The organism is Vibrio sp. PBL-C16, assembly GCF_034321865.1.
In the GTDB taxonomy this organism is placed as follows: Bacteria; Pseudomonadota; Gammaproteobacteria; order Enterobacterales; family Vibrionaceae; genus Vibrio; species Vibrio alginolyticus.
Genome location: NZ_JAXLNY010000001.1, coordinates 39,323 through 54,159, shown reverse-complemented (window position 1 = coordinate 54,159; position 14,837 = coordinate 39,323). Strand labels below are relative to the sequence as shown.

13 protein-coding genes and 1 pseudogene are annotated in these 14,837 nt (G+C 42.6%); 2 read left to right on the top strand and 12 right to left on the bottom strand.

All coding sequences use genetic code 11. The annotated features are described in order from the left end of the window. Positions 1-9: 9 nt before the first annotated feature. The 9 genes and pseudogenes from mnhG to UQW94_RS00165 form a co-directional block, all read right to left on the bottom strand. Entirely contained in the window at positions 10-303 is a 294-nt protein-coding gene (gene mnhG, locus UQW94_RS00205) for a monovalent cation/H(+) antiporter subunit G (protein WP_005373314.1), read from the bottom strand. Beyond that, positions 303-581: a cation:proton antiporter gene (locus tag UQW94_RS00200; RefSeq protein WP_005373317.1), complete on the bottom strand. Its 279-nt coding sequence runs from the start codon at positions 579-581 to the stop codon at positions 303-305. Before UQW94_RS00200 ends, mnhG begins: the two co-directional genes overlap by 1 nt. Continuing rightward, entirely contained in the window at positions 574-1,050 is a 477-nt protein-coding gene (locus UQW94_RS00195; RefSeq protein ID WP_005373320.1) for a Na+/H+ antiporter subunit E, read from the bottom strand. Before UQW94_RS00195 ends, UQW94_RS00200 begins: the two co-directional genes overlap by 8 nt. Further along, positions 1,047-2,543, bottom strand: coding sequence for a Na+/H+ antiporter subunit D (locus UQW94_RS00190; RefSeq protein ID WP_322141893.1), 1,497 nt, complete (start codon positions 2,541-2,543; stop codon positions 1,047-1,049). Before UQW94_RS00190 ends, UQW94_RS00195 begins: the two co-directional genes overlap by 4 nt. Next, positions 2,540-2,893, bottom strand: a complete 354-nt coding sequence (locus UQW94_RS00185) for a Na+/H+ antiporter subunit C (RefSeq protein ID WP_017633704.1) — start codon at positions 2,891-2,893, stop codon at positions 2,540-2,542. Before UQW94_RS00185 ends, UQW94_RS00190 begins: the two co-directional genes overlap by 4 nt. After that, a pseudogene (gene mbhE, locus UQW94_RS00180) lies at positions 2,893-5,563 on the bottom strand (hydrogen gas-evolving membrane-bound hydrogenase subunit E). The gene UQW94_RS00185 and the pseudogene mbhE overlap by 1 nt, the downstream one beginning before the upstream one ends. Positions 5,564-5,727: 164 nt before the next feature. Further along, complete coding sequence (locus UQW94_RS00175; RefSeq protein WP_005373328.1) at positions 5,728-5,919, bottom strand: hypothetical protein; 192 nt, start codon at positions 5,917-5,919, stop codon at positions 5,728-5,730. A 109-nt stretch (positions 5,920-6,028) separates the two neighbouring features. After that, entirely contained in the window at positions 6,029-6,964 is a 936-nt protein-coding gene (locus tag UQW94_RS00170) for a universal stress protein (protein WP_054574676.1), read from the bottom strand. A 393-nt stretch (positions 6,965-7,357) separates the two neighbouring features. Then, complete coding sequence (locus UQW94_RS00165; RefSeq protein ID WP_213897077.1) at positions 7,358-8,077, bottom strand: SDR family oxidoreductase; 720 nt, start codon at positions 8,075-8,077, stop codon at positions 7,358-7,360. Positions 8,078-8,212: 135 nt separating this feature from the next. Here UQW94_RS00165 and UQW94_RS00160 point away from each other — a divergent pair, with 135 nt between their 5' ends. Next, the gene (locus UQW94_RS00160) at positions 8,213-9,121 is read left to right on the top strand and encodes a LysR family transcriptional regulator (RefSeq protein ID WP_005373334.1); all 909 of its coding nucleotides are present in this window, start codon (positions 8,213-8,215) and stop codon (positions 9,119-9,121) included. Between the two features lie 90 nt (positions 9,122-9,211). On the opposite strand, the gene UQW94_RS00155 is transcribed toward UQW94_RS00160, so the two are convergent. Next, complete coding sequence (locus UQW94_RS00155) at positions 9,212-9,985, bottom strand: AraC family transcriptional regulator (protein ID WP_053304702.1); 774 nt, start codon at positions 9,983-9,985, stop codon at positions 9,212-9,214. A 99-nt stretch (positions 9,986-10,084) separates the two neighbouring features. Here UQW94_RS00155 and UQW94_RS00150 point away from each other — a divergent pair, with 99 nt between their 5' ends. Further along, positions 10,085-11,221 carry a multidrug effflux MFS transporter gene (locus UQW94_RS00150; RefSeq protein ID WP_322141892.1) on the top strand — a complete coding sequence of 379 codons (1,137 nt, stop codon included), beginning with the start codon at positions 10,085-10,087 and terminating at the stop codon, positions 11,219-11,221. Positions 11,222-11,425: 204 nt separating this feature from the next. Here the strand turns inward: UQW94_RS00150 and UQW94_RS00145 are convergent, their stop codons facing one another. Further along, complete coding sequence (locus UQW94_RS00145; RefSeq protein WP_322141891.1) at positions 11,426-11,911, bottom strand: hypothetical protein; 486 nt, start codon at positions 11,909-11,911, stop codon at positions 11,426-11,428. Next, positions 11,908-14,085 carry a hypothetical protein gene (locus UQW94_RS00140; protein WP_322141890.1) on the bottom strand — a complete coding sequence of 726 codons (2,178 nt, stop codon included), beginning with the start codon at positions 14,083-14,085 and terminating at the stop codon, positions 11,908-11,910. The genes UQW94_RS00145 and UQW94_RS00140 overlap by 4 nt, the downstream gene beginning before the upstream one ends. Between the last annotated feature and the right edge of the window lie 752 nt (positions 14,086-14,837).

The window sequence follows — 14,837 nt, the reverse complement described above, 5'->3', positions numbered from 1 at the left end:
CGCTAATGGTTAATCATTGCGCCAAATCTTATATCCGACCTCTCGCATTGCTCTGCCGAGCAGGTGGGAGGCTACTGGCGCAGTGAGAACGATAAACAACATCGTACCGATAACCCGAGAGATCACGGTAACTTCAGGGAGTGAGAAAGCGACCGCTAATAACAAGCAGCTCACTCCGACAGTTCCAGCTTTGGTCGCTGCATGCATTCGGGTATACAAATCAGGAAGCCTCAGGACACCTAGACTTGCAACCAAGGTCAACAATGTTCCTAAGCATAAAAATAGTCCAATCAACACGTCCATTATTCTTTCTCCTTTCTTTTAACGATCAAACGTGCAAATGCGATCGTGCCGAGAAATGCGACCAAACCTAATGTAATGGCGATGTCTAACAGAGCGTCCTCACCGCTGTCTAAGGTGTAAACCGTAATAAATCCGATAGTGATAAATGAAATCAGATCTAACGCCACAACTCGATCAGCTAGCGTTGGTCCTAGAATTAAACGAGCAAAAGCCATAACAAAGCTGAGTAGTAGCCCAGAATAGGCAAAAGTGACCGTTATTTGCAGCCAACTATCCACGCGTCACCTCCAAAATTCGATGCTCTAACCCATCTTTAATTCCGCGAATAACCTCTTCATGTTCAGGTGCAAACATGGCATGAACGATAAGATACTTTTTATCAGCCGTAACATCCAAACTAAGCGTGCCCGGTGTTAAAGAAACCATGTTCGCCAGTAATGTGATTTCTAGATCAGAGTCGACCTCCAGAGGGACATAAACGATATCAGGCTGACTCAAATGAGTAGGTGTCACAACGTCCCACACCACTTTCGCAACCGATATAACCATTTCATAAGCGAAGTACACCAATAACTTCAATGCAGATGCAAAACGTTGAAAATAGCTCGTTTTCAATCCAAATGGTTGACTCAACCTTAAAGCAAAAAAACCGACCGTAAATCCGACAACAAAATTCAGACTCGAATAGCTGCCATTAAGCATCATCCACGCTAACGCTAAGAAAAAATTGAGGAATAGATAGATCATGTATTTCCTCCTAACACCACTCTGATGTATTCAGTCGGATTTAACAGTTGTTCTGCAGCTTGAACGGAAAATTGATAAAAAGGCTCCGCCACTAAGCCAATGATTAGCGTCAACGTTGTCAATACAATAATTGGAACGCAGTACAACCAATGTACTTTGGCCTGCAGAGTCTGTTCTGGCTTATCTCTAAATGGCTTTTTCCAAAATGCCTCACTCCAAATTTTCGTCATCGAGTAGACAGTAAGCAACCCCACCAATAACGCGGTACCTGCTAACCAGTAATACTCAGCCTGTATGCTCGACTTGATGACCAATAGCTTTCCCCAGAAACCCGATAGCGGTGGGAAACCGGCCAGAGAAAACGCAGGTACAAGAAACAAGAACGCCAACCAAGGCATAGCTTTATATACCCCACCCAAATGTTCAAGTTGACTAGAGCCATATTTGCGCTCGATGAATCCACCTATTAAGAACAAATTCGCTTTTACAATGATGTGATGAACAATGTAGAAAATGGCACCGGCTAAAGCTAAGGGAGTGTAAATAGCCAACCCCATGATCATATAGCCTATTTGGCTAATAATATGAAAAGAAAGAATTTTCTTAATGTCGAATTGGCTAGCCGCTCCTAAAACGCCCGTTAGCATGGTTAGCCCTGCGACCCAAATTAACGTCGGTTGCCAACCACTCTCGGCGAGCGGAAATACTAAGGTGAAGACTCTTATCAACGCGTATACACCGACTTTAGTAAGCAACGCGGCAAACAGTGCCACCACACCGCTTGGTAACGTGTGATAAGAAGCTGGCAACCAAGCAAATAAAGGAAAGAGTGCCGCTTTAATAGAAAAGGCAAACAAAAATAGCGCGGACAGCATCATGTTGATGCTCAATTCATTTTCCCCTACTTTGGTGTAGAGATCGGCCAAGTTCAAGGTGCCCGTTGCTCCATACAATAAACCGATAGCAAGCAAAAATACCAGCGTCGAAATCAGGTTCAACATCACGTACTTTACTGCACCATCAACTTGAGTTTTCGTTGCATCTAACACCATTAAACCAAATGATGAAATGAGCATGACCTCAAACCAAACATACAGATTAAAAATATCTCCAGTCAGGAAAGCACCATAAACGCCAGCAAGCAACACGTGCATTAACGCATGGTAATTGCTATAGGAGGGCTTTCGGTGAAGGTCCGCCATCGCGTAGAAAACACATATCGCACCAATCACCGCCGTTATCATCACCATAGCAACGCTGAGGTAATCTGCGACAAACACGATACCAAATGGCGCACTCCACTGACCAAAAGCAACGGCTTGAATACCATTACTTATGATGTTTTCTGTGAGAAAGCCCGCAACGAAAAGGTTCGAAATCGCACTTACACCGCTCAACCACTCAACACTTTTTGTTGAGCGACGGACGAAGAAGATAGTCAACGCCGTACTCAGCGAGAGAACAACCGGTAACGTAAGCAAAATCGAACTCATTGACCCTCCTCAGAACGTTGCATTTCATCGACGTTTGCAGTTCCAGTGTCTTTATAAGCTCGATAGAACAGCATTAAAGCAAAAATAAGTAGTCCAAAACCGATGACTATCGCAGTTAAGATAAGCGCTTGAGGTAAAGGATTTGCCGCGCTATCTGGTGGTAAAAGAGCATTATCGCCAATCAATGGCGGTTCTCCGGGCGTCAGCCTCCCAGCTGTAAAAATAGCAAGGTTAACCGCACTACTGAGTAACATGATGCCGAACAAAAGGCGCAAGATATGCTTTTCAAGCATTAAATAAACACCTGCTGCGACAAATACTCCAACGACAACACTCCAGACTATTTCCATCACTCTAGCTCCTCATTAATACGAAGCAGCATACCCATCACGCCACCTATAACGGCAAGGTAAACACCAACATCAAAAACCAATGGCGTCCCTAGTGGTATCACGTCTTTCCACCACAGTCCGGTCAAAAACGGTTTATCAAACGCAAAGCTCAAAGCACCAGAAACTAAGCTCAATGCGATGCCAGATAACGCAATGAGAAACGGTTTGAAATACAACCTAGAACGAACGTATTTCGGTGATTCCGCGAACATGAGAAGTGATAAACCAATAACGGCAATCAACGCACCAATAAAGCCACCACCCGGTTCATTATGACCACGTAACAACAGATACACTGAAAATACGAGCATGAGTGCCGAAACGATGTGTGCCGTGGTTGCAAAAATTAATGATTGGATACGATTTTGCTTTTTCGCTCTTGTCTTAAGCAAACTCACTGCCGCAATCCCAGCAATAACAACGACGACAACTTCTCCCAATGTATCAAATGCGCGAAAGTCGACCAGAATAACGTTAACAATGTTTCGCCCATGTCCACCCGGGACACTGTTTTCTGCAAAGAAATCTGACACCGAAGAGTCCATCGGCTGAGACGTGATTCCTAACAAAAGTAAAGTAACCGAAACTCCTATCACACCTGCTATGCAAATATTCGCTACTTTACGTCTTATTGAATGCTTGGGCACGGTGGTTAGACGTGGCATATGACGCATTAACAATGCAAGAAAGACCACCATTAATGTTTCCACTAACAGTAAAGTCTTCGCAACGTCCGGGGCGCTATAAATCATAAAAACAAGCGTGGTCATGAAGCCAATCATACCAAGCGCAGAAATCGCAAGAAGTCTTGCGTGGGACAACGTACATACGAGCGCAGCACCAATCAACAATAAGGCAATACCAATCTCATAGAAAGTGACACTTGAAAGTTCGCCAACCAAAGGCAGAGGAATAAGCGCTACCTGACTCAGTAACGCAACGGCAAGTACCGTGAAAAATAATAGGACATAGCGACTCAATTTCTTTTGCTGTAACCGCGCCGTTTGCCACTTCGCCACTGTCATCATGCCATCTAATAGTCGTTCAAAAATATTCTCCGCTTTGGGGACGAATAGATGTAACCGCTGAAAAAATGCAGACACAGCTGGATAAACACGGTACACCACATACCCCAACGCTAGCGTAATAACGCTTAACACTAACGGTACATTCACGCCATGCCATAGTGATGTCTCTTTAAGAGCTGCTGTGGGCAGAATGTCAGCAGAGCCCGGAAAAATAATATTGCGATCTAACCAATTTAAACCGAATAACGGAACTAGGAGGCTGCCAACTGCCAAGAGCAAAGGCGAGATCCACATGGCTTTTTTTGTCTCAACTGGCTTAGTTTCAATCGGCACGAGATCACGGCGAGCAAAGAATGGTCTCGCAATAAGCATAATGGTTAGCGCGACCATCAGTATATTCACGATTAAAAGTACAAAGGCGATCCAGTTATTGAGCTCTACTGCGGACTTGTACATGTATTCTTTGCTCAAAAAGCCTAACAACGGCGGGAACCCCGCTTTAGACAATGCAGCCAAACTCCCCGCAACCATGCTGATGACGAGAACTGACTTCAGGCCGTACAATTGATCAATATCTCGTGTTCCTGTCGCTTTGTCGATATTACCCACCACCATAAACAGCGCAGCTTTATAGAAAGAGTGAGCGAGAATAAACATCAATACTGCACTAACGGCCAAATCTGTGCCCATACCTAGTAATAATGTTAATTTACCCAAAGCAACATTCGTGCTGTAGGCTAGCATCAGCTTCAAGTCAGTTTGTTTTAATGCGACAAATGTGCACCAAATGGCCGTGATACTCCCAGTGATGACTAAAGCATAAAACCAGATCTCGCTGTGGGCATAAACTGGCGATAAACGTGCTAATAGGTAAATGCCTGCCTTTACCATTGTTGCCGAGTGTAAATACGCACTGACCGGAGTGGGAGCTGCCATCGCGTTAGGTAGCCAAAAATGAAACGGGAATTGCGCAGATTTAGTAAATGCACCGAGTAGTATGAGCACTAGAGATGGGATAAACCATTCATGCTGCGCAATAGTGTCTGCCTGCTCGATAATGGTATTTAGCTCATAACTCCCTGCCATTGCTCCCAGCAAGATAAGACCAGCTAGCAACGCTAGTCCACCAGCACCAGTAACAATCAGCGACTGCAAGGCGTTTTTCCGAGACGTTTTATTTTCGTGATTAAACCCGATCAGTAAATAAGAAGTGATGGTGGTGAGTTCCCAGAAAACAAATAACAACAGAATGTTATCGCTCATCACAATCCCTAGCATGGCAAGCATGAATAGGGTTAGATACAAATGAAAGGAAAACCGGCTATCACTTTCTCGTAAATAAGCCAAAGCGTAGATTTGAATCAGTGCGCCAATCCCACTGATCAAGTCCCGCAAAAAGAAATGAAAGACCATCTAATCTAAAGCTAAGGTTGATATCGAGGCTTGGTATCCATTCCGCATTCCAGCTCACGCCTGCAGGAGTATAGATATAAAAGAGAAAAGAGAAGATTAAAACTGGCAGCGCAGGGAAAATCAGTAAGACCAACTGATTATCTAGGTTTTTCGGCAGGTTTTCTTTACCCGTTATGTTATTCAACATCGCAGCCCATTCGTTATTATAAGAAGGTACGCGCTATTCGGCGCAAATGACAAACTCCACTGTATTGTTTTAGCCCAAGCGCTTCAAAAACGATCATGAAACCAAGGGAAAAGTAGCAAACAGTAATCACTGAGTGCTACTTAGAGGAACGCCGATACAAACCGCTATTTGCTGTCTGCTACGGCATAAGAACGTAGGTCACTACTTACGTGTTCTTGGCTGAATGTATATGGATTATCGTCATCAGCTAACTCGAATGCATCGTAGGTGCAGTCACCGATATCATTTCTCGGACAAACATAAACATTCGAACGTTCTATCATTTCTGTGTGGCATTTCGGGCATAGGTTTTTCATGTCACTCTCCTCTGATAACTTATTGATACATTGATAATTCCATGTTCTAGAGGTCCATCTCCCTCCTTTACCTAAAACATCACTTAAACCCAACTTTGTTACACCCCAATTACTGAATCGGTGAGACAAAACCATCGGGCTTAAGAGCGACCAAACTACAGTTAATCGATTGCAAAATATTTTCAGCCGTATTACCAATGACATAACCAGATATACCAGTCCTCGCTAAGGTTCCCATTACCAGCACGTCTACCTCAATACTCTCTACGTAATCTGGAATCTTTTCGTCGGGTTTTCCATGCAGGTGGTGAATCACAATTTCACCTGTAATCCCAGACTCCTCCAACAGCTGTTGCAGAGCTTGTTTATGATCGGCTTTTGCCTTGTCGAGTTCATGTTTCAACTCAGCATCATCGACTTGAATCCAAGCGTTACCATTAAGGTAGTTTTCTAAGTAATACTCCCAGCAAGAAATCACGTGTAAACGACTATCGCAGGTGTCGGCTATCGAACGCGATAATTCGAGTAAACGCACGGCTAATGAGTGCTGTTCATCGCTTGCCGTTAATGGGTCGATAGCCACAGCAACACGGCGCTTATCTCTTGGCTTATCAATTGGTCGGTGCAACCATAATGGACAAGGACATTTGCGTAACAGTGTCATATCAATAGCTTTGAAACCCTCAGCACCTTCTCCGAGCGGTTCAGCTTCTTTGATGATGAGATCTTTGTTATCAGCTAATGCTTCTTGAATAATACAGACAGCGGGCTTTTCACTGCTTTTCACAGTAAGAGGAAATGCGAGATCCTCTTCAGTGAGTCCCAGCTTCTGTCTGTATTCGTGAATACTTTGTTTGAGGGAGTCTTGCAGCGATTGCTCATAACTTTGCTGATACTGGATCATGTCTGTTGGGAAATCAGGACACGCTATTAGCCCTGAGACAGGCACTTTGTTGCTAGATGCAATCCTCATCGCTTGTTCGAGGGCGTCACTATGGCCTGGCAATCCTTGTGTTGCAAAAAGTATGTTTGCGAATCGTTTCATACACACCTCCTTGTTTGGTTAAATATTAACCACCCACAAAGTATAATACCTAACGGATAATTGTAACGGCTTGTGACGTTGATGAAATCAATTCTCATTAAGAGACGGGTATTGCTTCACTTGGTTTTACGTCACACTCTCCTTTCATCACAACTGCCGCCTTCTGACCTAAATAAATTTCGCTACCTAAAATTGAGACCAAATAAAAACCCAAATTACTCAAAGTTTTTTCTCACCTTGAGTAACTTGGGTATAAGCAATAACACACTTAGTGTCCGGATTTAAATGGATGGCCTAAATTTTCACGCAACTTAGTTTAAAGATGCCATCTCAATCACGAATCGGTATAAAAAATTTACAGCTTTAGTGACCTAAAATCGCCGTAACTCAATGTTAAGGTTGTTGTTTTGTCGGTGCCAAAGCAATTTCACGAACACATACACCTTGCGGTTGCTGATAAGCAAACAGCACTGCTCGTGCAATGTCGTCTGCGGCCAACACACCGCCCATATCCACCTTCCAGGCGTCATAACCATCTTTAATATCTTGAGACGTTGTATGTGAAAGTAATTCCGTTTCCACTGCACCAGGTGCAATCGTGGTAACGCGAACATTCGATGATGCAACTTCCTCACGTACGTTTTCAGAAACCGCATGAACCGCAAATTTGGTACCGCAGTAAGCAGCATGATCAGGGAATGTTTTCTTGCCCGCAATAGAGCTGATGTTAATGATCGTACCACTGTTACGTGCTTTCATAGGTGCTAGGACGGACTGCATGCCATTGAGCAAACCAATTACGTTCACATCAAACATGCGCTTCCACTCCGATGCTTCCTGAGTATCTATCTGACCTAGAAGCATAACGCCTGCGTTATTTACAAGTGCATCTACCGGACCATACAACGCTTCAGCTTTCTCAATTGCAGCCTCAAAAGAAGCTTTGTCGGTCACATCTACCTTTTCACAAAGCGTATTTGGTAAGTTTAATGCTTCCAAACGTTCTACACGTCTTGCTAACAAAAGAAGAGCATGGCCCTGTTCACTGAAGTGACGTGCAATCGCTTCACCAATGCCTGAACTAGCGCCTGTAATAACAATTAACTTTTTCATTTTGAATCCTTAATCGAACGGTTTACATCAGTGGCGGTAAGTTTAAGAAAACTTTGTTTGTTGATATATACCGACCTAGTTGAAACACTGTTGTTATACTGCAACAATACTTTTTTGAATTATGAAGAAGTCATCATGCAAACACACATCAACCTTGCGGATATTCGCTCTTTCGTCCTAATCGCTCAACTAGGAAACTTCACGAAAGCAGCAGAGCAACTTGGCGTTTCTCGCTCACACGTTTCACGTCAAATAACAAATCTGGAGCAACAGATTGGTGTCACTTTGCTACAAAGGACCACTCGAACACTGAACCTCACCGAAGCAGGCAAGGTTCTGTATAAACAGTGTGAAACTGCCCTTCACAATATTGATCAAGCTGTTATGGCAGTGGTTGATGATGTAGAAGACTTAAGAGGTGATATTCGTATCAACTGTGTGGGGGGCTATTTAGGAGAAGACGTTGTCGCAGATATCGTTGCTCAGTTTCTAATCCAACACCCACAAGTGAGCATTAACTTAGATTTTAGTAGCCATCGTGTCGATTTAATCGCGGATGAATTCGATATCGCTTTTCGAATGGGAAAGTTAGACGACTCCAACTTTATCGCTCGCAAACTGATCGATGTGGAAATGGGGACATACGCAAGCCCAAACTATTTAGAAACATATGGCTATCCTTCGCATCCAAAGGACTTAGAAAAACACGTTTGTTTGACAGGTAGTGTGACACGGTGGGCATTTGAGAACACGAATACAAAGCAGTCAACGGAACACCAGATACGTGGACAGTTACGATGTAAGAGTGGCAGAGTAATGATAAAAGCAGCCCTGGCGGGAAATGGCATCATCCGTGTGCCAGCACTTTATTGTCAACAAGAACTCCAGACAGGCAAGCTAAAAGAAGTGTTTACCAATTGGAGCATTCCGAGTGTGGAATTTTCACTCCTTTATCATCACGACCGACATCAACCAAAACGCATCCGAGCCTTTGTTGATTTTACTACGCAATACTTTCGCAAACTGCAGAGTAAAGACAAGTAACCTGCACGTTGGTACCTGTCTATGTATGCTTTATAGGCGGAGCCTGTGAACCTGGGGTTTGTTCTAGAAAGAGTGTGAGCATTTTGACGCTTAAGGTTTGGTTTTCATAAACGTCAGAGGTGTTTGTCCAGTTTGCTTTTTGAAAAATGCAATAAAAGCACTGTCTGACGAAAACTCCAGCCAATCGGCAGCTGCGCTGACTGGCATGCCCGTTGATAACAATTCAACTGCCTTTAAAAGCCTCCACTGTTGCCGCCAATCTTGATAATTCATTCCCGTTTCCGACTTAAATAATCGTGTTACCGTCTTGGTGCTTGCCCCAACTTTGCTTGCAAGAGTAGTAAGCGAAGGAGCTAGAAATGAAGGTTCAACCAACTCTCGACGAAACGTTGTTAAGCGCCGATGCGATGGCAAAGGCAACTGAAACGAATAACGTTTCGCAGCATAAAACTCCTCCCAAAAAAGCGCCGTCGTATTTACCATCTCGCTGCTAGGCTTATCCCACTCCCAAAATGACATTTTATCAATAAGAGCTTGGAGTAAATTATTCACTTCTATCATCGTGATCTTACTCGGACAGGCAAACTCCTCACAATCAAAATACAAAGATCGATACGCCACCACATTCGTCATTAGTGCGCGATGCGGCGTATTAGGTGGGATCCAAACCGCCTTTGTCGGTGGCAAAATACAAATCGAGTCTTCCAGAGCAAAACTCATACAACCTTGAGGTGCGTACAATAACTGCCCTTTCTTGTGCATATGCATACCTGAGTCGTGCTTGCCAATATCCGCAGCAATTCCCACTACATAATTAGTAATCTTGTCTGCATCAAATTGTGTTTTTTCGTTAATAAGCGCCATTTTGTCCGAATATTGATGTATTTAGTTTTTATGTTGTTATTAGATCAATCATAGCCTCATTTATACTGCCCGCCAACTTCATTAACGATGGGTAACAATATGAATACTAAGCCCTCTTTATGGCTCATGCTGGTTATGTTGATGTTTCCGCAAATTGTAGAAACCACCTATAGCCCAGCGTTGAGCTCAATCGCTCTATCATTTGATGTAAACCACGCACAAGCAGCCCAAACATTGTCGATTTACTTCCTAGCTTTTGCCATTGGCGTTGTAGTTTGGGGAGTTCTCGCAGATAAACTGGGAAGAAGGCCCACCATGCTTATTGGGCTCTTTATCTATGGTTGCGCATCTTTACTCGCAACTCAAACTGAAAGCTTTGCTGTTGTCATGGCCGCGCGAGCCCTAAGCGCATTTGGTATCGCGGTAGGATCCGTTGTCACACAGACCATGCTTCGTGACGCGTTTGACGGTCAAGAACTGAGTAAAGTCTTCAGCTTAATGGGGATGGGTATATCAATCAGCCCGGTAGTTGGCATGCTATTAGGCGGGCAGCTTACAGCGCTTGGTGGATACCGTTATGTATTTTTTGCCTTGTTTTTAATCGCGTTAGTATTGTTCGCTTATAACGTTATTAAGCTTCCTGAAACACAGAAGGAACAGACACCAGTACGGTTGCATCAACTTAGCTGGAAAATGGTAAGAGACGCGCGAATTTGGCGCTCAGGATTACTGGTTGCTTTGTATAACATTGCTCTATTTTCTTATTACCAGCTTGGCGCATTTACTTTCTCAGCACTTGGGTATAACTCCGAACAATTTGGATACAGTGGCATGGTACTGGGGTTAGGCACTCTGCTTGGGAGTTATTTAAACAAATCCCTAGTGTCCAAAAATGTTCGAAAAAGCCAGCTACTTTGGTTCTCAGCAATATTGATTAGCGTTGGATCAGTCGGTGTGTTGATTCTGAACCAATCAATCTGGTTTGTTGCTCCAATGGTGTTAGTCGTCATGTCTTACGGGATTGCGATACCCAACATACTCAGTGATGCACTCGTTAATTATAAACAACAGGTTGGCAGCGCAGGCGCTTTATTTGGGCTCATGTACTACATCATGATCGGGACGGGATTAGCGATGGCTGGAACAGCACAAAACTTAGGTGTCGTTCTATTAGCATGTAGCTGTTTAGCGATTTTATTAGCGTTTTCTAAAAGGCAAGTTCATACCAACTTGTGACCAGATACTACGCATTGCTTGCCTAATCTTCCGAAGATTGGTCTACATCTTTTCTAACGGTTAACTAAAACGTAAATAAAAAGCGCCTGTCGGCGCTTTTTATCTGAACATTTCTTATCCAAACATCTCGAGTAAATTTTCTAGAAAAGCTAACTCTTTATTACAATGAATTTTATTTAGGCTCTCACTGGAATCTATTGCTATTTAACCCCAAGCTTCAAACTCATTGGGCTTTACGTGCTTTATTTTTAATCTAACGTTAGGATCCAGAGCTGTTTCAGTCCCCATTTCACAGAAGTATTCAACAGCATCTTCGTCTTCAATCATGTCAACGGAGTTCTCAACGACACTCAACCGTCCACCACCTCTAGTCAATGAAAAGTACGCATTCTTGTTTTCATTTACTTCAAATTTCAAAGGAATGAATTCAGGCTCTTCAAGAGAAATATCTATCCATTTATAGTTATCTAAACTCTTCCCTTGTCGTGGGGTATAAACTCTTTTCAACCCATTTTCGTCAACTACAAAGTACATCGAATTCTCGGCTTGATTAAAGCAAGCTTTCAAACTGCCACCTTTATTTTCTAAATCACATGCGAATACGACAGATTCTTGATCACAGCCTTCGCTTGCGTGAGCGCTTGTAAAATATGGCAGCAGCACCACTAGTATTAAATAAAGTAATCTCATTCAAAAGTCTCCAGCTTCAAAAGTCTTTGTAAATTTTCAAACCGCTTAATATAGCTATCAGTATTCTTATTTACGATGGCTGTGATAGCCTGAGAATCGGAGTATTCAACACCGTTATCAGCCAATTTATAAAGATTATTAGTTACCCAAAAAAACGCTGCGGAGCGAACGGCATACTTGGCTTCAAATAAGAGATCTGGATTATCTACAAAAGATACGTTTATATCTTCACTCCACTCTCGCTTATTTTTCGAGTGCCATTTATCAAAGGTTGCATAGTTGTTTTTACCAGTTAGTTGTTTTAGTCCTCTACCCCTGAATTTCCAACCGTCATTTACTTTATCATTACCCATACGACCACCATATGCTATGTTAGCAACTCTGATAAAGTCAGCTTTGGTTAAAGTACTACCATCGCGTTTCGTGTTCTTACCTGGCACACTTTCATCATATGAAAGCTCTTTAGCGGATACCTTGTCACGTGCAAAATTTCTAAACGTTAATACTAATCCTCTAAAACTATATCTAAATAGTTCCTCCGTTGATAGGTTAGAACCAGTTTCTTGCATTATTTGTGCAAAGAAATGAGCACGTCTTAAAGGCGTATCAAGTTTGTAAAACTCCACATGGGCATTTAATTCATTCACAACCCCCCGCAAGAACTCAATCTTAGAGTTTTTAACCCTAGGGTATACCTCTTGTAGCATTGCTAGAGTAAACTTAAAGCCACCTTGAGTTTGAGGAACAAAAGGCCAATAATGCCAAAGACTCTTATCACCGCTTAGTTGCAAATCACCTTGTAAATCTTGCATCCATGAGAACTTATCTGCTCTTTCCAGTTCGAATTGCGAGAAAAGATCAAAGCTATCCATCACTTGATCGCGCCATGGGGAGTTACGGTAGTCCTCTATAGTCACAAAACCAGCGGAGCACTTAATATCTAGAGCTTCCTTTGCGGTCTGATGGATTGATTCATAAAGACTTTGTGACGACTCTGTATGCCAATCTGTAGGATGTTTCACAATAAATCGCTCAAAGTGTTTACGCTTACCGTCTAAGTATACTTTGGCATCGCGAGCAGTGAACGAGGAGAAGTCCGTTACTTGATCTTCTGTCACAGATTCAAGTAATTGCTGAATAAACGAATTACTCATATCAACGGCACCGCTACTATCGGCCCCATCGAGAACAACAAGTGGATTTTCTTCCGCATTTTTGGGAGAAATCTGTTTTTTGAAAAATTCGGGCGGCTCCTCAAAAGAGAACATCTCGATATGCACACGATTATCTTCTTTCTTAGTTCCAATTGCATCGTTACTGTACTCATGCAGTCCCATGTAACCGATATCTTCCCCAGCTGAAACCTTTATCCCCTCTCTAAATAGGAGTGGGAGTAAAGAAACCACACTACCGTCCCTAATCATTGCCGCCTTGTCCGACATCCATTTAGGTTCTGAAACTGGTTCTGATAGGACAGCAGAGGAATCTTCTAAAATGTCAAAGTCACTATTGAGACCCGAAGCAAACCAAACAATCTTGTTTAACAGTGCTTTTTCGCTACCACTTGCCGATTTACCATTCTCTACCACACGGCACTTTATCATTTTGTAGGTATTTTTGTCGATCTGGTATGGATGGGTCTCCTTCTCTTCTGCATACAGGTATTCAAGTAATGTTCCTTTAGACATCGACTGTTTTTTTTCACCAGAATTAGTAGGCACATCACTATGTTTGAAAGTGCGTACATTTCTCGCTTCTTGTAAACGGTAACGCGTGGTTATAGATGAATTGGCGCCAATATCTGAAGGTGGCGCAAGGTGCATATAAAGTGTATAGAACTTAAATACATCTTCATTATCTTCGGGGTTTACAGCCTCATGCTCGATAAGCACAAAGTTATTACTATACTTAAACTCTTGCTCTTGGTACGTTGATGTTAGGTAATCAGGATTTATGCGAAATGCCACTATTTTTCCATCAAGCATCGCTTGAATAGGTCTGAGCCCTTTCCCCCACGGTAACATTTTTGATGTTAAGTGAATGCCACTATGCCAACCGTACCCTTGTCCTATTAAATAACGACCGCTCTTAGCTTGATCAAACAATTTCGTAAAATCACTGAGCGTGTAGTAAGCGTCACCTTCTCGTTGCGCTATCGGAAAAACTGCATCCATGATTTAAATGTCCTAGTCAGAAAAGTTATCGTCAAAAGTGACAAATGATGGGCGGTTCAAGTTGTTTGACTTCGTGTACACCACCGCATTAACCCTACCTAAATTAGTAGCAAAGCTAGATTGGCTCGCTATGTTAACGGTACTCCCAAGGGCCATTGCCGATATAGAAATTAGGGTGTCATTTTTGGTTTCGAAAATTTGGCTAATGACGTCAGGAAGTGCTTTTTTGAAGTGGTTAACTGCTTTTTTATAACCGTTTATACCCTCTTCAACAGAACTCAACGATCTTGCAGAAGCTTGGCTTTGTATGAAATCTAAACGACCGATGATTTCACTGTTTAGCTCATCGATGTATGAACAGATTTGATTATTTATCAACGTCCATAAAACAAACTGCAAATACTTCACAGTATTCCCAGTCCCTAAAAAGCGAAGCTTCGCTAATAATTCATAGGGAGGCTCAAACACATCAGCTTGATATAAGACTCTCAATATATCGCCATTTTCGTGTACTTGCTCCAAGAGCAGTTCAACTAAAGGTTCATATTTCTCTAGCGCAGTAGTATCAGTTTGGATGTGATAAAGTGCCGAAACATAAGCATCAGAAAAATCTTTAGAGTGATTTTGACTAATCGCATAAGGAGACGATATACGGCTTTGCTCTAACACAATATCTTTAAAGTCATCATCACTGAAGGATGGGGACATCAATATGCCCCAGTCATTAGCAACCCCAACACGATCTTCCCAAA